General features: G+C 62.5%; 13 protein-coding genes. 4 read left to right on the top strand and 9 right to left on the bottom strand.

What is annotated here, in order from left to right; translation table 11 throughout:
• Positions 1–4: 4 nt before the first annotated feature.
• Positions 5–1,009, bottom strand: coding sequence for an AraC family transcriptional regulator (locus tag BLU85_RS28180; RefSeq protein ID WP_092204960.1), 1,005 nt, complete (start codon positions 1,007–1,009; stop codon positions 5–7).
• 100 nt (positions 1,010–1,109) lie between these two features.
• Here BLU85_RS28180 and BLU85_RS28175 point away from each other — a divergent pair, with 100 nt between their 5' ends.
• Positions 1,110–2,192 carry a fatty acid desaturase gene (locus BLU85_RS28175; protein ID WP_092204959.1) on the top strand — a complete coding sequence of 361 codons (1,083 nt, stop codon included), beginning with the start codon at positions 1,110–1,112 and terminating at the stop codon, positions 2,190–2,192.
• 149 nt (positions 2,193–2,341) lie between these two features.
• Here the strand turns inward: BLU85_RS28175 and BLU85_RS28170 are convergent, their stop codons facing one another.
• From BLU85_RS28170 to BLU85_RS28160, 3 genes are all read right to left on the bottom strand, one after another.
• Positions 2,342–4,846: a TonB-dependent siderophore receptor gene (locus BLU85_RS28170; RefSeq protein WP_092204958.1), complete on the bottom strand. Its 2,505-nt coding sequence runs from the start codon at positions 4,844–4,846 to the stop codon at positions 2,342–2,344.
• Positions 4,847–4,931: 85 nt separating this feature from the next.
• Positions 4,932–5,933 carry a FecR domain-containing protein gene (locus BLU85_RS28165; RefSeq protein WP_092204957.1) on the bottom strand — a complete coding sequence of 334 codons (1,002 nt, stop codon included), beginning with the start codon at positions 5,931–5,933 and terminating at the stop codon, positions 4,932–4,934.
• Positions 5,923–6,423, bottom strand: a complete 501-nt coding sequence (locus BLU85_RS28160) for a sigma-70 family RNA polymerase sigma factor (protein WP_092204956.1) — start codon at positions 6,421–6,423, stop codon at positions 5,923–5,925. Before BLU85_RS28160 ends, BLU85_RS28165 begins: the two co-directional genes overlap by 11 nt.
• 252 nt (positions 6,424–6,675) lie before the next feature.
• On the opposite strand from BLU85_RS28160, the gene BLU85_RS28155 reads away from it, so the two are divergent.
• Positions 6,676–8,556 (top strand): methyl-accepting chemotaxis protein, encoded by a 1,881-nt coding sequence (locus BLU85_RS28155; RefSeq protein ID WP_092204955.1) that lies wholly within the window; start codon positions 6,676–6,678, stop codon positions 8,554–8,556.
• Between the two features lie 195 nt (positions 8,557–8,751).
• Here the strand turns inward: BLU85_RS28155 and BLU85_RS28150 are convergent, their stop codons facing one another.
• The 5 genes from BLU85_RS28150 to BLU85_RS28130 all read right to left on the bottom strand — a co-directional run bounded on the left by BLU85_RS28150 (position 8,752) and on the right by BLU85_RS28130 (position 15,764).
• Complete coding sequence (locus tag BLU85_RS28150; RefSeq protein WP_092176922.1) at positions 8,752–9,216, bottom strand: SRPBCC family protein; 465 nt, start codon at positions 9,214–9,216, stop codon at positions 8,752–8,754.
• 32 nt (positions 9,217–9,248) lie between these two features.
• Positions 9,249–12,671 carry a non-ribosomal peptide synthetase gene (locus tag BLU85_RS28145; protein WP_092204954.1) on the bottom strand — a complete coding sequence of 1,141 codons (3,423 nt, stop codon included), beginning with the start codon at positions 12,669–12,671 and terminating at the stop codon, positions 9,249–9,251.
• 10 nt (positions 12,672–12,681) lie between these two features.
• On the bottom strand, positions 12,682–13,614 hold the full coding sequence (locus BLU85_RS28140) for a diiron oxygenase (RefSeq protein ID WP_092204953.1): 933 nt from the start codon (positions 13,612–13,614) through the stop codon (positions 12,682–12,684).
• The gene (locus tag BLU85_RS28135; RefSeq protein WP_092204952.1) at positions 13,611–14,387 is read right to left on the bottom strand and encodes a DUF3050 domain-containing protein; all 777 of its coding nucleotides are present in this window, start codon (positions 14,385–14,387) and stop codon (positions 13,611–13,613) included. The genes BLU85_RS28140 and BLU85_RS28135 overlap by 4 nt, the downstream gene beginning before the upstream one ends.
• A 684-nt stretch (positions 14,388–15,071) precedes the next feature.
• Entirely contained in the window at positions 15,072–15,764 is a 693-nt protein-coding gene (locus tag BLU85_RS28130; RefSeq protein WP_092204951.1) for a GntR family transcriptional regulator, read from the bottom strand.
• A 202-nt stretch (positions 15,765–15,966) separates the two neighbouring features.
• On the opposite strand from BLU85_RS28130, the gene lapG reads away from it, so the two are divergent.
• Together lapG and lapD are read left to right on the top strand one after the other, a co-directional pair.
• A complete protein-coding gene (gene lapG, locus BLU85_RS28125) occupies positions 15,967–16,659 on the top strand; it encodes a cysteine protease LapG (RefSeq protein ID WP_092204950.1) in 693 nt (230 codons plus the stop codon).
• Between the two features lie 14 nt (positions 16,660–16,673).
• Entirely contained in the window at positions 16,674–18,620 is a 1,947-nt protein-coding gene (gene lapD, locus BLU85_RS28120) for a cyclic di-GMP receptor LapD (RefSeq protein ID WP_092204949.1), read from the top strand.
• The last annotated feature ends 517 nt before the right edge of the window (positions 18,621–19,137 follow it).

The raw sequence follows: 19,137 nt of genomic DNA, 5'->3' as shown, positions 1-19,137 counted from the left end.
GTCCCTAGCGCAACCCGTCCCGAAACTGCCCCGGCGTCATCCCGGTCCAGCGCTTGAAAGCGCGGCTGAAGCTGCTGGTATCGGCGAAGCCCAGCAGGTAGCTGACTTCGCTCAGCGAGCATTGGGGATCGCGCAGGTGCAGTAGCGCCAGGTTTTCCCGACATTCGTTGAGCAGTGCGTCGAAGCGGCAACCTTCGTCGGCCAGGTGCCGTTGCAGGCTGCGCAGGCTCAGGTGCATGGCCTGGGCGATGCGTTCGGCGCTGGGCTCGCCTTCGGGCAGTTGGGCCTCGATGGCCGCGCGCACCTTGCGTTCCCAGGTCAGAGGCTTGAGCTGTGCGAGGGTGCGTTCGAGCACCGTTTCATTGTGCTCGGCCAGTTCGGGGTTGGCGTCGTCCAGATGGCTGTCAAAATCGCTGAGGTTGAACTCCAGGCAATCCTGGGCGGCGCCGAAATGCACCGGCGAGCGAAACACCTTGTGCCATGGGCTGGGGTCCGCCGGTTCCGGGCGGCGCAGGTACACCGCCAGTGGCGCGTAGTCACGGCCGAGGCGGTTGCGACAGGTGCGCACGTAAATCGCCGCGAACGCATCGATGGCTTCAAAGGCCGGTGACGGGCTGCCCTGGGGCACATCGAGATTGAAGCGGTAGCGGTCTTCGCCGCGGCTCAGTTGCAGGGTCAGTGCATCGCTGACCACCGGGTGATAGCGCACGATCCGCTCGAACACTTCCCGCAGGCTGCCGCTGGCCACCAGGGCATAACCCAGTGCGTGAAATGTGGTGGGGCTGACGAAGCGCGACACCCGCAGGCCGATGGCCGGGTCGCCGCTGGCCTGCACGGCCAATGCCCACAGGCGCGTGGTGGCCGAGAGCGGATAACGGGCGTTCGGGTCGTCCATCCATTGCGGGTCGAGACCCGCCTCGACGCACAGGGCATGGCTGTCCAGGCCCAATGCATCGAGCTGCTTGCGCAGGGCGCGGGTCCAACTGGCGAGGGAGGTCGGTTCCGTCATGACGATTGGCGCTTGCGGTCAACAGGTTGGCGTTTACGGCTACCACCCCATGGGACAACGCCCGGCAGGATGAGCACATCTCTAACAGAGGATGTAAGCCATGCACGGCACTTGCGCAAGCCCCGAGCGATTGAATGCACAACAGCGAGCCGCCCATATTCGCCAGGTGGTCCTGGCCCGGGGCGATGAACTGCGCCAGCGCTATCCGATCCTGCGCCACCAGGATGCGCTGGGCGCGGGCATCCTGGCGCTGGCCCTGGCTGGGATGATCGGTTCGGCGCTGCTCTACATCGACGGTTACCTGGCCGGGTGGGCGTGCCTGTTGCTCAACGCGTTCTTCGCGTCCCTGACCCACGAACTGGAACACGACCTGATCCACAGCATGTATTTCCGCAAACAGCGCCTGCCCCACAACCTGATGATGGGGCTGGTGTGGCTGGCGCGGCCGAGCACGATCAACCCGTGGATCCGCCGCCACCTGCACCTCAACCATCACAAGGTGTCCGGCAGCGAGGCCGACATGGAGGAACGGGCGATCACCAACGGCGAACCCTGGGGGCTGGCGCGGTTGCTGATGGTGGGCGACAACGTGATGTCGGCCTTCATCCGCCTGCTGCGGGCCAAGACCTGGGTGCACAAGCGCAGCATCCTCAAGCGTACGCTGAAGGTTTATTTCCCGCTGGCGTTGCTGCACTGGGGCGCCTGGTATGTGTTCCTCGGTTTCCACGGGGCCAACGGTGTCGCCAGTCTGCTGGGGACTTCAATTGACTGGTCGGCCACCACGCTGGCGACGATGCGGGTGATCGACATCGCGGCGGTGGTGATCATCGGGCCGAACGTGTTGCGCACCTTTTGCCTGCATTTCATCAGTTCGAACATGCACTACTACGGCGACATCGAGCCGGGCAACGTCGTCCAGCAAACCCAGGTGCTCAATCCCTGGTGGTTGTGGCCGTTGCAGGCGTTCTGCTTCAACTTCGGCAGCAGTCATGGCATTCATCATTTCGTGGTGAAGGAACCGTTCTACATTCGCCAATTGACGGTGCCGGTGGCTCACAAGGTGATGCGGGAGATGGGCGTGCGGTTCAATGACTTCGGCACGTTCGGGCGGGCGAATCGGTTTGTGCGCCAGGAAGGTGTGGTGCGGGAGCAAGCTCCCGCCGGGCCAGCAGGCGCTATGTAGGAACTCTGTAGAAGCTGACGAGTGCAACGAGGCTGCGATCTTTCCCCAGACACTTGAATCCCAAGCGAAAGATCAAAAGATCGCAGGCTTCGCCAGCTCCTACAGAGTCCAGCGGGAGCAAGCTCCCTCGCCACAGGAACGGGTTACAGTCAGAACTGGTAACTCACCGTCGCCGCCACATTGCGCTCTTCGCCCAGGTAGCAATAGCTCAGGCTCGCGCACGAGGCGACGTAGCTTTCGTTCGTCAGGTTGTTCGCGTTCAGGCGCACGTCCACGCCCTTCAAGCCGACCTTGCCCAGGTCATACCCCACCGAGGCATCGAGCAACGTGTAGGACGGCACCTTCATGGTGTTCTCCGCGTCGGCCCAGCTATAGCCGACATAGCGCACGCCGCCGCCCAGGCGCAGGCCATCGAGGGTGCCGCTGTCGAACGTGTAGTCCGCCCAGGCCGAGGCCATGTGGCGCGGCGCCTGGGTCGGTGAGTTGCCTTTGTTTTCGATGATGTCGGTGGGCGTGCTGAGGGTGCTGACCATCGATTTCGAGTATTCGATATCGGTGAAGGTGTAGCTGCCCAGCACTTTGAATTGTTCGGTCAACTGCAGGTGCGCTTCCAGCTCCAGGCCCTGGGAACGCACGGCCCCGATGGCGCGGTAGAAATTGTCCTGGGGCAGTTTGGTCGCCAGGTTTTCCTGGTCGATGCGGAACAGCGAGGCCGTGTACAGGTCATCGGTGCCCGGCGGCTGGTACTTCAACCCCAGTTCCCACTGCTTGCCATCGGTCGGCGGCAGCGGGTTGCCGGCGCTGTCGGCATAGGAGTTCGGGTTGAACGACTCGGAGTAGCTGATGTATGGCGCCAGGCCGTTGTCGAACAGGTACAGCGCCCCGGCACGGCCTGTGAGCTTGGTGCGTTTGTCGTTGATCTCGGTGCCTTCTGGACGGCCGAACTCAGCGATGCGGTTCTCATCCGAGGTTTGCACCCAGTCCTGGCGCAGGCCGAGGGAGAAGCGCCACTTGTCCATTTCGATCAGGTCTTGCAGGTAGACGCCGGTCTGCTCCAGGCGCCGCAGGTAGCTGGTGGGGCTGAAGTAGGTGATGGCCGAGTTGCCGTAGACCGGGTCGAAGGCGTTGATCGGTGCGAGGCTGCCGCTGGTCCAGTCGACCACGGTTTTGCGGCGCTGGTAGTCGGCGCCCATCAGTACGGTGTGCTGGGTGGCGCCAGTGAAGAATTCGGCTTGCAGCATGTTGTCGACGATGAACGAATGGAGCTTTTCTTCGGCGCCGGTGTAGTAGCGGTTCAGCTCGTTGCTGGTGGGCGTGGTCCAGTCGTAGGCATAGACCTGATCATTCTTGACCTCGGAATCCAGGTAACGGAAGTTCTGCCGGGCGGTGAAGACATCGTTGAAACGGTGTTCGAATTGGTAGCCGAACGACTGCTGGTCACGCTCATAGCGGTCGATACCGGGTTCGCCTTCGAAGAAATGCTCGGAAATCCGTCGGCCGTTGCGCTGATGCAAGGTGCCGTCGGCCGGCATGCCACCGTGGTAGCCGCCGTCGGGGTCATGCTGCAGGTAGGCCTGCAGGGTCAGGGAGGTGTCCTCGCTGAAGTCGATGTTCACCGTGGGGGCGAGGGCGAAGCGTTTTTCCTTGTTGTGGTCGAACTGGGTGTCGGAGCTGTCCGCCAGGCCGATCAGGCGATAGGTGATGCGTTTTTCGTCATCCACCGGGCCGCTGAAGTCGAAGCCCATGCCGCGCTGGCCCTGGGTACCGACCGTGGCCTGGATCTGGTGATAGGCCTCGTACAGCGGCTTCTTGCTGGTCAGCGCCACCAGGCCGCCCGGCGAACTGCGGCCGTAGAGCACCGAGGACGGACCCTTGAGAATGTCGACCCGCTCGAGGAAGTACGGATCGACCTGCATGGAGCTGTAGGTGCCGCTGTCGCCCACGGACTTGAGGCCGTCGAGGTAGATGTTATCCACCGAGCCGTCGTTGAAGCCGCGCATCGCCACATAGTCGTAGCGGTGGGTGGCGCCGTAGGGATTGGTCAGTACGCCGGGGGTGTAGCGCATGGCCTGGGACACGGTTTGCGCGCCCTGGTCGTCCATTTGTTCGCGGGTCACCACCGACACGCTCTGGGAGGTTTCCCGCAGGGCGGTGCTGGTCTTGGTGGCGACCTGGCTGTGGGTGGCGTTGTAGCCTTCCATGCTGCCCAACGCGTTACCCAGGGCGAAGCCCTTGATGTCGGTGGTCGGCAATTCCAGTGTGCTGCCAGCGGTCTCGGTTTGCAGCACGTAGCTGCTGCCATCCTGGCTGACGGCAACCAGTCCTGAGCCGCTGAGCAACTGGCTCAGGGCCTGGTCGGGCGAATACTCGCCCTTGAGCCCCGGGGAGTGAACGCCGCCGGTTTGCGCCGGGGTGCTTGCCAGGGTGATCCCGGCCTGGCGGGCGAACTGGTTCAGCACATCGCTCAATGGGCCGGGGGCAATGTTGTAGCTCTGACGGCTGGCGGTCACGCCGTTTTGTGCGGCCAGCGCGAGCATTGGCACGACGCTGACGCCCAGTGCCGTGGAGAACAGCGCGGCATGAATCGCCTGGCGCAACAGGCGCGGTTGCGAAGAGAAGCCGAAGGGGTTCTTGAGAGGTAAGCGCTCAGTCATTGTAGGTTCCGTAGGAGTCGCTGAAGGCAGATAAGGGTTGCTTACTGTCCTAGCCGGACGCCGGCCTGAAACCCGCCAAAAAAAATCAAGCCAGGCGTTCCACCGTGATCCACCAACGGGTTCGATAGCGCAGCTGTACCGGGAGCGTGCGGGGCAGGACGGCCAGCAATTTGTCGGTGTCTTCCAAGCGGAACACCCCCGACAGGCGCAGGTCGGCGATTGACGCCGCGCAGCGCAGATAGCCCGGGCGGTAGCGTCCTACTTCATTGAGGAAGTCCTCCAGGCGCATGTTGCGCGTGACGATCAAGCCGTCGGCCCAGGCGCCTGCGTCCATGTCCAGCGGTGGTGCCAGGGCCGCTGTCGATGCAGTGACCAGATAGCTTTGCCCGGCCTCGACCTGGATGGGCGTGCCATCGCTGCTGGGGTGTGAACGGATGACGACGTGTCCGCTGGTGACGCTCAAGCGCGTGCAGTCGCTGTCCTGGCGCACGACGAAGCGCCCCTCCAGCCCTTCGAACAGGCCATGCCGGCTTTTCACCAGTAGAGGCCGCCCCGGGTCGCGGCCACAGGTGACCATGATTTCGCCGCGGGCCAGGGTAATCAGGCGCTGCCGGGCGCTGAAGTCCAGGTCGGCGGCGCTGTGGGTATTGAGCTCGAGCCGCGTGCCGTCCGGCAACTGGAAACCTCGGCGTTCACCGGTGGCGGTGGCGAAATCGGCATTCCACGCTTGCCAGCCCAGGTCCTTGCCCAGCCATGCCGCACCGCTCACCACGGCGATACCCGACAGCAACTTCAGGGCCTGGCGACGACTGAGGCGCTGGGCACTGTTTTCCAGGGTGTCCAGGGCGACATGAGCACCGGGCACCGCCCGCAGGTTCGAGGTCAATTCGCTATGCAGCGATTGCACCCGTTGCCAGGCCAGTTCGTGTTCAGGGTGGGCGGCGCGCCAGGTGTCGCACTGTTGGCGCAGGGTCGGGTGAGCGGTGTGATTGCGCAGGCGCAACAGCCAGTTGATCGCCTGCCTGACCACCTGTTGCGACGGGCCGTTGCGGCGGCTCTGCAAGTGATCCGCCGGCTCAGCTTTCATAGCGCAACACATAGCAGTGGTACAACGCATCGGCGACGTAGCGCTCCACCGAGCGCAACGAGATGCCCATCTGTTCGGCGATCTGCTTGTACGTCAGGCCTTCGCACTGGGCCAACAGAAAGGCCCTGCGTACTTTCGGCTTGAGGCCTTCGAGCATCCTGGCAATGGCTTCGAGCAGTTCCAGGATCAAGGCCTGGGCTTCAGCGCCAGGGGTTTGGGCTTGCGGCAGGTGAGCGATGGTTTCCAGGTAGGCGCGTTCGATTTCCGCTCGCCGCCAATGGTCGATCACCAGGCCTTGGGCGATGGTTCGCAAAAAGGCACGTGGCGTCCTAAGCTCCAGGCGTTCGCTACGCTGCAACAGGCGCACGAAGGTGTCCTGGGCCAGGTCCGCCGCGTCGGCGGCATTGCCCAACCGGGTGCGCAGCCACGTATTGAGCCAGCCGTGATGCCGGCTGTAGAGCGCCTGTACTGCAAACTCGGGAGATGACATGGACGCGACGGCCTGGATGTTACAAATGATAATAGGTCGCATTGTCATCATCGCCCGGCGAATTTGCAACCACCATTCGCCCGCCTTGTCCTCCCGTCGTCTATTTCTTCGAATCCCTAATTATTTGTACAGGCTTGCCGACAGAGTGATATGCGTGCACCAAAGTGGAGCGAAGTGACAACCGCCCGCGCTGTTATATGGAACGTTGCAATCTGGAATGCACCCCCACTCCTTGCATAAGAAGCCCCATCGATGAATCTAAAGTTCAGCCACAAAATCCTTCTCGCCGCCTCTGGTGTGGTGGTTCTGGCTTTTGCCCTGTTCACGCTCTACAACGATTATTTGCAGCGCAACACCATTGGCAGCAGCCTTGAGTCGTCCATCGAGCAATCCGGCGACCTGACGGCCAGCAGCATCCAGAACTGGATGAGTGGCCGGATACTGGTATTGGAAAACCTGGCGCAAAACATCGCGCACCAGGGTGCGACTGCCGATTTGCCCGGGCTGGTCGACCAGCCGGCGCTGACGTCGAATTTCCAGTTCACTTATGTGGGCCAGGCCAACGGTGTCTTCACCCAGCGGCCTGACGCGAAAATGCCTGACGGCTACGACCCGCGTCAGCGCCCTTGGTACAAACAGGCGGTGACCGCTGATAAAACCATGTTGACCCCGCCTTATCTGGCGGCGGTGGGTGGCCTGGTGGTGACCGTTGCCCTGCCGGTGAAGCACAACGGCGAACTGCTCGGCGTGGTGGGCGGCGACTTGAGCCTGGAAACCCTGGTGAAAATCATCAACTCCGTGGACTTCGGTGGTATCGGCCATGCGTTCCTGGTGAGCGGCGACGGTCAGGTGATCGTCAGCCCGGATAAAGACCAAGTGATGAAGAACCTCAAGGATATCTACCCCGGCACCCCGGTGCGCATTGGCAAGGGTATCCAGGAGGTCGAGTTGAATGGGAAGGACCGCATTCTTTCGTTCACCCAGGTGGCGGGCCTGCCGAATGCCGAGTGGTACATCGGCCTGTCGATCGACAAGGCCAAGGCCTACGCGCCGTTGAGCCAGTTCCGTACGTCGGCGTTGATCGCGATGTTCGTCGCGGTGGCGGCCATTGCGTTGCTGCTGAGCATGCTGATCCAGGTATTGATGCGCCCGTTGACCACCATGGGTCGCGCCATGCAGGACATCGCCCAGGGCGAAGGCGATCTGACCCGACGCCTGGTGGTGCAGGGCAAGGATGAGTTCGCGGTGCTGGGTGGTTCGTTCAACCAGTTCGTGGAGCGGATTCACGCGTCGATCTCGGAAGTGTCTTCCGCTACCCGCCAGGTGCATGACCTGTCGCAGCGGGTGATGACTTCGTCCAACGCTTCGCTCGTCGGCTCGGATGAGCAAAGTGCCCGCACCAACAGCGTGGCCGCGGCCATCAACCAGTTGGGCGCCGCGACCCAGGAAATCGCGCGCAATGCCGCCGATGCCTCGCAGCATGCCAGCGGTGCCAGCGAACAGGCCGATGACGGTCGCCAGGTGGTGGAAAAAACCATCCAGGCCATGACCGAGCTGTCGCAGAAGATCAGCCTCTCGTGCACCCAGATCGAAACCCTGAACGCCAGCACCGACAACATCGGGCACATCCTGGACGTGATCAAGGGCATCTCCCAGCAAACCAACCTGCTGGCCTTGAACGCTGCCATCGAAGCGGCCCGTGCCGGTGAAGCCGGACGCGGTTTTGCGGTGGTGGCCGATGAAGTGCGCAACCTGGCGCACCGCACCCAGGAGTCGGCGGAAGAAATCCACAAGATGATCACCTCGCTGCAAGTCGGTTCCCGTGAAGCGGTCACCACGATGAACGCCAGCCAGACCTCCAGCGAAGAAAGCGTGGAAGTCGCCAACCAGGCCGGCTTGCGGTTGGTCAGCGTGACGCAGCGCATTGGTGAGATCGATGGCATGAACCAGTCGGTGGCCGCCGCGACCGAAGAACAGACCGCCGTGGTCGAAACCCTCAACATGGACGTCAGCCACATCAACCTGCTGAACCAGCAAAGCGTGGCCAACCTCAATGAAACCCTGAAGGATTGCGATGCCTTGTCCCAACAGGCCAATCGACTGAAGCAACTGGTGGACAGCTTCAAGATCTGACCCCAGTCGCAAGCCGAGCCACCGCCATCGCGAGCAAGCTCGCTCCCACAGGGGATTGGCGGTGAGCCCGGATCTTGGATTCACGCCAGCTCAATGTGGGAGCGAGCTTGCTCGCGATGACGGCAGCCCAGCCACCGTCACCGGCACAGGTCCAGCGCCTTCGCGAGCAAGCCCGCTCCCACAAGGGACTGGTGCTTATTTGAACATCTCCTGCACGTTCCCCATCGCCTCATCGGCGAAGCCCTGGAGGAAATCCCTGAAGCCCGACGGGGTGTGGGCGTCGGTGTGGTCGGCGATGATGGTCCAGGTGGCGCGGCAGCGGTTGTCCGCCAGGGGTTCGACGCGCATGGCCGCCCACAGGTTGTCGATGCCCAGAGTGTTGTAGATCAGCGTCCAGGTCATGTGCATGGCCTGGTCGTCACGGCTGTTGAGCTGTTCCACCACCAGGTTCTGCCCATCGCGGAAGAATTTCTTGCGCAGGGACCTCACGCCTTCGCCGGTCATTTCGATGTGCTCCAGGGCCGGGATGAAGCGGTTGAATCCGCCAAAATCACCCACCACGTCCCAGACGCGCGCCGCGTCGGCCGTGACCTCCACCGAGGTTTCGACCTGGCAGGCGTGAGGGTTTTTGATCAGGGTGTCGGGTTGCAATGCACTCATGGTCTTGCTCCTTGCTTTGGGTTGAGGGTGTTTCAAATGAAGTCGATGGCCTTGAGGTAGTCGGCGCCGCGACGTAGCAGGGCCGGGGACTTTTCCGGGTAGCTGGCGCCCATCTGCCGCACACCGGCGCGGGCGTTGTCGTGGCTGATCAGCGAGATGTCGCCGATGTCCTCCTCGAAGCCGTTGAGGTAGAACCCCAGCACGCCAAACAACGCATTGTCGGCATCGACCCGCGCCAGTTGCCGTTGCCACTCGGCGACGCTCACCAGCGAAAATTCCCGGCCGCTGTCGCGGAACGACGCGACGTAAGCGTCCCAGCTCAAAGGCTGCGGGTTGTGCAGGTTGAACACCGCTTGGGTGGGCTGGTAGCGGCTGGCGTGGAAGGCGATGAAACGGGCCAGGAAATCCACCGGCATCAGGTCGAAATTGAGTGACAGGTCTGGCACCTGGCCGAGCTGGATCGAGCCCTTGAGCATCAGCATCAAGCGATTCTTGTGGGGCTGGCAGACCCCGGTCAGGCTGTTGAAGCTGATGTTGCCGGGGCGGAACAGATTGACCCAGACCCCGCGATCGCGGGCCCGTTGCAAGATCCGCTCGCCGACCCATTTGGACAGGTTGTAGCCGTTCTTGATGTAGATCGGCGGCGTCTCGGCGGCAGGCTGTTCCAGCACCTGGCCATCGGCGTCCAGGGCACTGGAGGCGGACAGCGTGGATACGAAATTGAAGATTTTCTTGCTGCGCCCTTCACACAGGCGCAGGCACTCGAAAATCGGTTCCACGTTGTCCCGCGCCAACGACCCGTAGTCGAGTACATGGTTGACGTGGGCGGCGTTGTGCACCAGCGCGCCGAACGTGCGATCGATGCGGGCGTAGACGTCGTCCGGCAAACCCAATTGCGGTTGGGTGATGTCGGCGGCGTACACGCTGACGCGGTCCAGGTCCAGGTGGGTCAGGTGATTGTCCCGCAGGGCCTGGGAGAAACGTTCGGCCGCGCTGTGCTCGGCGCTCGCGCGCACCAGGCACGCGACCTCCGTGGCGCCCCAGGCCAGCAGCGCTTCGACGATGTGCACGCCGAGAAAGCTGTTGGCGCCGGTCACCACCACCTTGTGCACATCGCCGCATTGGCTGATGGGCAGCGGATCGAGGTTGAGCTCGGCCTCGGCATCGATGAAGGCCTGGGGGTTGAGGACCGATGCGTTGCTGTGTTCCGGGTCGTCCAGCAGCTTCGCCAAGGTCATCAGCGTCGGCGCCTCGATGAAGCGGTTGATCGACAGGCTGCGGCCGAACACCTGGCGGATGCTCAGCAGCAGTCGCGACAGCAGGATCGAGTGCCCGCCAAGGTTGAAGAAGCTCTCGTCGGTGGCGATGTCGTCGACCGGCAATTCAAGCAACTCGGCCCACAGTTGCTGCAGTTGTGTTTCCAGGGCGTTCTGCGGCTGGCGCCGTTGGCCGTCGACGTGCACCTGCACCGCCATGGCGAGCAATGCCCGGCGATCGACCTTGCCGTTGCTGGTGTAGGGCAGGCTGGGCAATTCGACGTAGGCCGCCGGATGCATGTAGCTGGGCAAGCTGTTCTGCACATGCTCGCGCAGTGCCTGGAGGGCCGCGCCGGGGGGCGTCTGTTCGGGGTGAACCAGAAACGCCAGGATCCGCCGCTTTTCATCGACCCCCACCGCCACCTGGCGAAACAGCTGGCTGTCGCGCAGGCAGTGCTCGATTTCCTCGGGCTCGACCCGAAAACCGCGGATCTTCACCTGGTTATCGCGGCGGCCGCACAGTTCGATGCCGTTGTCGGTCCACTGGCCGATATCGCCGGTGCGATAGACCCGCAGCGCTTGCCCGGTGGGCAGCGCCAGGTCGAGGTAACGCGTCGCGGTCAGCGCCGGGTCGTTCAGATAGCCGAGGCCGACGCCCGGGCCGGCGATGTACAACTCGCCGGGGACACCTTGGGGAACCGGTTGCAACTGTTCGTCCAGGATCAGGACCCGGCCATTGGCGATGGGCACGCCGAGGTTGCGGTTGTTGTCGCCGACACCGAACTGGCGTGTGGTCGCCAGCACCGTGGTTTCGGTCGGGCCGTAGATGTTGTGGAACCGGCATTGTGGCGCCAGCCGTTCGATCACGAACGGCTCGCAGACATCGCCCCCGGTGATCAGGTGTGCCAGGCCCAACGGCGTATCCAGGGGCATGACGCTCAGCAGCGCAGGCGGCAGAAAGGCGTGGCTGACATGCTGCTGGCGAATCAACGCGACCAATTGCTGCGGGTCGCGGCGCTGGTCTTCGTTGGGCACCACCAGCAGGGCGCCGTGGATGAAGGTCGGCAGGATATCCAGCAGCGACGCGTCAAAGTTGATGGTGGAAAACTGCAACGCCCGGCTGTCGCGCTGCAACCCGACGTAGTCGCCGTACCAGGCACAGAAATGGCTGAGATTGCGGTGGCTGAGCAACACGCCTTTGGGCTGGCCGGTGGTGCCGGAGGTGTAGATCGCCACGGCCGGCTCGTCGATGTTCACCGTGCGCCGGATCAGCGAGGCCGGGATGCTCGATTTGAGCACAGGCAGCCGCTGGACATCCAGGGCTGGCAATGCCACGTCATCCAGGTCGTTGTCGCCGTCGTGCAGCAGCAGGTCGGCCTTGGCATTGTCCAGGATGAAGCGCCGACGCTGCGCCGGGTGCTGCGGATCCAGCGGCAAGTACACCGCACCGCAACCGAGCACCGCCAGGATCGCGGCGTACAGTTGCATGGACTTGGGCAGGCATACGCCGATCACCAACGGGCGGTCGGTCGCCGGGCGTAGGCTGGCGAGCATGGCCTGCTGCATCCTCAGCGCCAGGCTGCGCAAGGTCTTGTAGTCAGTGAGGTGCCCATCGACCCACAGGGCTGGTTGCGTGGCGTCATCGAGCAGGCGCTGTTCGATGCTGTGCATCACTGGCACGTCGGCGGCGGCCAGCAGCCAGGGTACCGTCGGCCGATTGAGACCGTGCTCGAAGGCCAGCGGCTCCAGCGCATCGAGCCCGAGCAGGGGCGGGTCGATAGCGTCAGCGTGTACCGTTGGCCAGTGATCGAAACAGGTTTCGTCCCGGGATAACTGGCTGACCAGCCGTGCGCCGGTGTCGACCAGCGTCGCCAGCGTACGCAGGCGCAACGACTGGCCATTGCCATCGCGTTGCGGCGCGATCACTTCCTGGCACAACAGCCGCTGCGCACCGTAGCGGAAAACCAGCACCGGTTGTGGCAATGTCTCACCGGGCAGCGTGCACAGGGCCACGCGGATCTGAAGGCATGAACGGGCTTCAATGGCTCGCGGTGTCGTCCCGTCGTCGATCAACAGGTCGACCGCGTCGTGGCCGGCCGGTGAGTGCCGAACCACTGCGTGGCCGTGCAGTTCCAGTTCCCGGGCCAGTTCGGTCATGGCCTGGCTGGTGCCAGGCACTGCAATGTCGAGGCGTCTCATCGAAAGGTCCTCATGGGGTCAGGTAATCGGCAAGGGCGTCGCGTACGCAGGGGGACGCGAGCATCGAGCTGCCGCGGAAAAAACGCGTGATGTTGCCCACCAACGGGTGAAAACGATTGATGGGGTACGCCAGCGCACTGGCGTCTTCACGCAGCGACTGGCGTACCGATTCGTCGACGGGCAGGTGGGCGATCAGCTCGAAGTCGAAGGCTTGTTGCAGGTCGCTCGCCAGGTACTGGGCGATGAAACCGGGCATCAAGCGCGCGATCGCCGCGCGATCCTCTTCGGGTGCGGTGCGCCAGTAGATCTGCACCAGCCGCGTCCAGAAACCGGAGTGCCGGCCCTCGTCGAGCAAGTGATCGGCCATCAACCCCTTGATCGAGGCCTTGACCGAGTCGTCCCGGGCGAAGGCGGCCACTTCGTTGGTCACGGTGTTCTCGGCGATAGCGATGCAGATCAGCTCCACGGCGCTGAGCAAATGCTCCGGCGCTCGGGCCAGGGTCGCCGGTATGGCGCGGCTGAGTTCGATCTGCCCCGGCAACGGGATGGGATCGATGCCGGTCATGTCGATGGTCTGCTGCATGAAGTCCATCGCCACCAGGGCGTGGTAATCCTCGTCCACCACCACGGTCATCGCGTCGTAGCGGCAGGCGAATGGGAATTCGATGCCGAAGCGGTTCTTGGCGATGCGCCGGGCGGTGTGGTCCACCAGTTCGGTCTCGAAAATCACCACGTCGTTGATGAACTTGTAGAGGCTCTGCACCAGCACAAAGTCGCGCAGTTGCGCACAGTGGCTGAGGAAGGTCTGGCTGTGCACCAGCGGTTGGCGGCTCATGGGGAAGATCAGCTTGTCGTCGTCTTCGACCCGGCGCCGTGGCCGGGTACGGATCGTGGCGCGGCTTTCCCAGGCGTCGGCGAAGGATTGGTAGGGGATGGCGTTCATGGCATCACCTGCGCAACCGGTTGGGTCATGCTCTGGCGCAGGCCATCCCACAAGGCTGCGCGGCTGTGGACGGCGGCGAGGGCGGCGGCCAGGACTTCGGTTTCGCGCTGCGGGTCGCCGTCGATCAACCGTGCCAACAGTTTTTCCGCGGCCGGCCCGTGGTCTTCGGAGTCGACTTCGATGTGCCGTTGCAGGTAGTAACGGAAGGTCGGTGCCTGATCCAGGCCAATGCCCCAGGCGTCCAACATGCGCTGGAACATCTGCGGGATGACACTCTCGCGACCATGTACGAAGGCGGCGGCCACGCTGTGGGCCGGGGCATGCAGGGCGGTGTGCAAGGTCTGGCGGACGAACCGCGCCGCCGCCGGCTCGACCTCGACACTGTCCAGCGCGGTCTCGGGGCTGACGCCTTCCTGCTGCAGGGTGATGAACTGCTCTATGGCACGGGTATCGGCGCCGATTTCCCGCATGGCGTCCAGGTACAGTTCGAAATGGCTGCAATAGCCGGCGCCAGGGCGGTCATCCGACTCTTCCCCCAGCACGATCTCATTGATCAAGCGGGCCGCGTGGGGGTCGGCCGGCGGCAGCCAGGGCAGGTGGACACAGGTGAGCTCGCGTTGCAGTCGCTTGGTCAGTGACATGAAGTCCCAGACGGCAAAGACATGACTTTCCATAAAGCGGCGTAACAGATCGATTGATGTAATCTCGGAAAAAACCGGGTGTTGGCCAAGTTCGTGTTTCTTTAGAGATAGTTGTTCTTTGGATGGCTGCATTGGAACGTCCTCATCAATGATTTTTTGTCCGGAAGGCGGCTCGTTAGTTAATGGGGGCGAGCGGGTGCCTGAACCGAAATCCATGAATTGCCAAGGTGGCTTAAGTATTCTCTTTAAATCGTGTTTCCGGCTTGTGCACCCTTGTTTGCTTGGGTTTTAGCAAGTCGGAAGGGCCGCCAGTAACGCGGCGAATAAAAAACTAATACACGGAACAAGTAAGCGGCAAGTACTTTTTTAAATATTTAAAGTGGCTGTTTTATTAGGCGCGAAGAGGGCTTTTAAAACTTTTAATATAAGTTTTATTGGGGCGAAGAAGCTCCTTCCGATTTAGGAGTATCAGAATCGAATAGTTCGAGTGAATGCCTCACTCGGAGCACTTCAGGGATCGGGGAATAAGGAAGTTTTATTTTTATGGGCAGGACGTCGGTCGGACATCCGATCATCCCGCCGGTTGGACGACGCTCCTTGCGTATTGGCTTCGATTCGCCTGGCCTCAGCCAAGCGTTGACTTCTTCAGGTCTGTTTTGAATCGATAAGCGCAAGAGTGAGCCCAAATCGATGGCAGTGCCATTGAACTGATGGGGCGATGAGCCGCGGCCACGGTCAGGCCGCGCCGCGCTGGCGACAAGTGAGTCGGAAGGATATGTAAGAATTTTTTACGTCGGACGGAGCGCCGACGTGGGATCACTGATTCGACGGCTGTTCCAAGTACCGGCGCATGGTGACAGAGGCTTTTTCCAGGTGCAGTTCCAGCAATACGATCGCTTTATCGATGTCTTTGGCCCGGGCGGCCTCAAGCAGCGCGCGATGATCGTCCTGGCTCAACTTGCCCAGGCCCATGGACGACAGATGAAAGCGCAGGAAGCGCTCTTCTTCATTGAGCTCGCGCTCGATCAGGTCCAGCAGCTTGCCGTTGGGTGCCTTGTGATAAAGCGACATGTGGAACAGCCGGTTGAGCTTGCCGATCTCGGCGTGGTCGGTTTCCGTTTCCAGCTGTTCGATGTACCGGGCTGCCAGTGCCAGGTCGCTGTCATCGAGCAAGGGAATGGACAGGCGCAAGGCGAAAGACTCCAGGACCGAACGCAGGGCGTAGGTTTCTACCGCATTGTTGGTGATCAACGGCGCCACGACGGCGCCCTTGTGCTGAACCACATTGAGCAGCGACTGCGCTTCGAGCTGGCGCAACGCCTCGCGCACCGGCATGCGGCTCACGCCGAACAGGTCGGCCAGTTCCTGCTGGCGCAGGGCGGTACCGCAAGGCAAGCGGCCATCGAGGATGGCCTCGCGCAGGGACTCTTCGATGATCGAGCGTGCCTGGTCAGCGGGAATGGGACCGTTGATCTGGATAGTGCTGAGCGGTTTGGGCTTCTGTGTCACGACAACGCACCCTGATTGGTAGTAAAAATTGGATCCAGGCTCACGTTAGTTACAGGTTGGCGAACCGTCAAAGTCTCTCGACCGGAGGTGCCTGGACTAAAGTTTAGTCTGCCTGCGGTGATTGCACCTTGCCATTGTCTTTTAGTGGGCCAGGCGTCACCATCCAACGAATTTCCAACGACCCTTTTCGGACGTATATCCCTTGGCTGCACCGTTCCCTGTCTTCAGGTCCTTGCGCTGGCTGTGTTCGGCATTGTTGCTGGCCGGCCTGATGCTGGGCGGCCTGCGGGCCGACTGGGACTTTGCGCAGATCAGCCGGCGGGCGCAAGCGTTATATGGCCCGCTGGGGGAAGGACAGCAACGGATCGACGCCTGGCAGCAATTGCTGGCGACCCAGAAACAGATCCCGGAACTGGAGCAGCTCAAGGTGGTGAACCTGTTCTTCAACAAACAGGTGCGCTACGTGGAAGACATCGACCTGTGGCGTGAAGTCGACTATTGGGAAACGCCGATCCAGGCCCTGTGGAAGGGCGCCGGCGATTGTGAAGACTACGCCATCGCCAAGTATTTCAGCCTGCGTCATCTCGGGGTGTCCAGTGACAAGCTGCGCATCACCTACGTCAAGGCCTTGCGGCAGAACCGTGCCCACATGGTGCTCACCTATTACGCCACGCCCGAGGCGATGCCGCTGGTACTCGACAGCCTGATCGACGGGATCCTGCCGGCCAGCCAGCGAACCGACTTGCTCCCGGTCTACTCTTTCAATGCCGAAGGGCTGTGGCTGCCGGGCGCCAAGGGCAACAAGAAAGTGGGTGACACCAAGCGCCTGTCCCGGTGGCAGGATGTGTTGAAAAAAATGCAGGCCGAAGGTTTTCCGGTCGAGACGACTAACTAGGAGCGCGCGCTCAGATGTCCTTGTTCAAACAGCTGTTGATCGCTATCTGTCTGTTCCTGGTGGTTGCCTTCAGTGGCAGCTTCATGGTCAGCCTGGAGAGCTCGCGGGCCCAGTACGTCAACCAGTTGCGCTCCCACGCCCAGGATGCGGCCACGGCGCTGGCGCTCTCGCTGACGCCGAACATCGACGACCCGGCGATGGTGGAGTTGATGGTCAGCTCGATCTTCGACAGCGGCTACTACGCCAGCATCCGCGTGGTCGACGTGGCCACCGACAAGACCCTGGTCGAGCGCACCGGCACGCCGGACGCTGGCAGCGTGCCGCAATGGTTCGTCAAGCTGATCGGCCTGGAACCGGCTGGTGGCGACGCCATCGTCAGTCGCGGCTGGGAGCAGGCGGCGCGGGTCGAAGTGATCAGCCACCCGATGTTCGCCCTCGCCAAGCTCTGGCAGAGCGCCCTGGGCAGCCTGGGCTGGTTGCTGTTGTGCGGCGCCGTGAGCGCGGTGCTGGGGGCCTTGCTGCTGCGTCGCCAGCTCAAGCCATTGGACTACATGGTGCATCAGTCCCATGCCATTGCTCGTCGCGAGTTCCTGAGCCTGCCGGAGCTGCCACGCACTCCCGAGCTGCGGCGCGTGGTGCAGGCGATGAACCAGATGGTCGAGAAACTCAAGGCGCTGTTCCAGGAGCAGGCCGAGCGCAGCGAGAAGCTGCGGGTCGAGTCCTACCAGGACACCCTCACGGGCCTGGCCAACCGGCGCTATTTCGAAATGCAGCTCAATGCCCGGGTGAGTAACCCGGAGCAGGCCAGCTCCGGTTATCTGCTGTTGCTGCGGGTCAAGGACCTGGCCGGTTTGAACCAGCGGTTGGGCGGGCAGCGCACTGACCAGCTGTTGATCGCGGTGGGTGAGCAATTGCAGCGTGAGTGCGCCCGCTACCCGGAAACCCTCAATCTGGTCACGCGTATTCGCGGCGGCGAGTTCGCGGTGCTGGCTCCCGGGCTGGTGCGTGAGGAAGCCCTGCAACTGGCGCAACACCTCGAAGCCGCCCTGGCGAGCCTGCATGCCACTGGCGCGACGGACGTGGCTTCGGTGGCCTCCATCGGGCTGGCGCCGTTTGTCCACGGCGACTCGCCGCAAGCGGTGCTCCAGCTTGCCGACCAGGCCCTGGCCCAGGCCGAAAGCCAGGGTGAACCGGGTTGGGCCTGCCTGGACCACAGCCTGGCGGCCAGTGTCGGCGATGATCACCATGCCTGGCACACGTTGCTCGACCAGGCCTTGAGTCATCAGCGCTTCGAGCTGTACTTCCAGCCGGTGGTGGCCGCCCGGGACACCCAGGTGGTGCTGCATTACAAAGTGCTGTCGCGACTGCTGGATGAGCAGGGCCAGACCATCCCCGCCGGGCGTTTCCTGCCCTGGTTGGAGCGTTTCGGCTGGACTGCGCGCCTGGACCGTTTGATGCTCGAACAAGTGCTCAGGCAAATGGCCGGGCATGAACAGTCCCTGGCGTTGAACCTGTCTTCGGCGACCTTGGCCGATCCTCAGGCGCTGAACAAGATCTTTGAGATCCTGCGGGCCCATTCCAACCTCGGGCCGCGCTTGACCCTGGAGATTGGTGAAGAGCAATTGCCGGAGCAGGTCGTGCTGGAGCAGTTGACCCGGCAACTGCGCGAGCTGGGCTTTTCCCTGAGCCTGCAGCGTTTTGGTGGGCGGTTCAGCATGATCGGCAACCTGTCGCGACTGGGGTTGGCTTACTTGAAAATCGACGGCAGTTACATTCGTGCCATTGATCAGGAAAGTGACAAGCGTTTGTTCATCGAGGCGATCCAGCGCGCGGCCCACAGTATCGATTTGCCGTTGATTGCCGAGCGGGTGGAGACCGAGGGGGAATTGATGGTGATTCGGGAGATGGGGTTGTTTGGGGTGCAGGGGCAGTTGGTTGGGGAGCCTCGGCGGTGGGGGTGAGGCTTGCTGGCGAAGCGGTCTATAGCCTTTTGACCGAGTACATATCCATTGCTGCGGTAACGGCCACTTAGGGTTCCGCCCTTACGGCGGGTCACTTTTGGCAAACGCCCCAAAAGTAACCAAAAGGTCTTAGCCCCACCACTCGGCACCTCGCCTAGGCTCGGTGTGCCCGAACGCAGGCATTGCTCCGTGGGCCGCCGCGAAGGGCCATCCATGGCCCAGCGCGGCTATCCCGGCATCCATGCCGGGATGCCCACTCCACAATGCCTGCGTTCGGCCAGCGTGGTTAACGGGGCCCCCAGATCAAAAGCCAGGGCGAGGCGGCCTTATAGCCGACCTGATTCTCCCGGTCGTACACCCATCAGATCTGTGGGAGATCTGTGGGAGCGAGCCTGCTCGCGAAGGCGGCGGCACATTCAGTATTGATGCAAGCAAACCCACCGCCATCGCGAGCAAGCTCGGCTCCCACAGGAATTGGCGGTGGACGCTGATCTTGTAAACGACCCAAAACCCATGT

Origin of the sequence: Pseudomonas sp. NFACC14 (assembly GCF_900106885.1) — a bacterium.
GTDB classification, from domain to species: domain Bacteria; phylum Pseudomonadota; class Gammaproteobacteria; order Pseudomonadales; family Pseudomonadaceae; genus Aquipseudomonas; species Aquipseudomonas fluorescens_AA.
Note: the sequence above shows the minus strand (reverse complement) of the source record. Positions and strands in the feature narration are given on the sequence as shown.

Excerpts from the sequence above, each read along its gene's own strand:
- BLU85_RS28145 (WP_092204954.1), bottom strand. The coding sequence starts at position 12,671 with ATGAGACGCCTCGACATTGCAGTGCCTGGCACCAGCCAGGCCATGACC.
- BLU85_RS28140 (WP_092204953.1), bottom strand. The coding sequence starts at position 13,614 with ATGAACGCCATCCCCTACCAATCCTTCGCCGACGCCTGGGAAAGCCGC.
- BLU85_RS28155 (WP_092204955.1), top strand. The coding sequence starts at position 6,676 with ATGAATCTAAAGTTCAGCCACAAAATCCTTCTCGCCGCCTCTGGTGTG.
- BLU85_RS28165 (WP_092204957.1), bottom strand. The coding sequence starts at position 5,933 with ATGAAAGCTGAGCCGGCGGATCACTTGCAGAGCCGCCGCAACGGCCCG.
- BLU85_RS28180 (WP_092204960.1), bottom strand. The coding sequence starts at position 1,009 with ATGACGGAACCGACCTCCCTCGCCAGTTGGACCCGCGCCCTGCGCAAG.
- BLU85_RS28150 (WP_092176922.1), bottom strand. The coding sequence starts at position 9,216 with ATGAGTGCATTGCAACCCGACACCCTGATCAAAAACCCTCACGCCTGC.
- BLU85_RS28175 (WP_092204959.1), top strand. The coding sequence starts at position 1,110 with ATGCACGGCACTTGCGCAAGCCCCGAGCGATTGAATGCACAACAGCGA.
- BLU85_RS28135 (WP_092204952.1), bottom strand. The coding sequence starts at position 14,387 with ATGCAGCCATCCAAAGAACAACTATCTCTAAAGAAACACGAACTTGGC.
- BLU85_RS28160 (WP_092204956.1), bottom strand. The coding sequence starts at position 6,423 with ATGTCATCTCCCGAGTTTGCAGTACAGGCGCTCTACAGCCGGCATCAC.
- BLU85_RS28170 (WP_092204958.1), bottom strand. The coding sequence starts at position 4,846 with ATGACTGAGCGCTTACCTCTCAAGAACCCCTTCGGCTTCTCTTCGCAA.
- lapD (WP_092204949.1), top strand. The coding sequence starts at position 16,674 with ATGTCCTTGTTCAAACAGCTGTTGATCGCTATCTGTCTGTTCCTGGTG.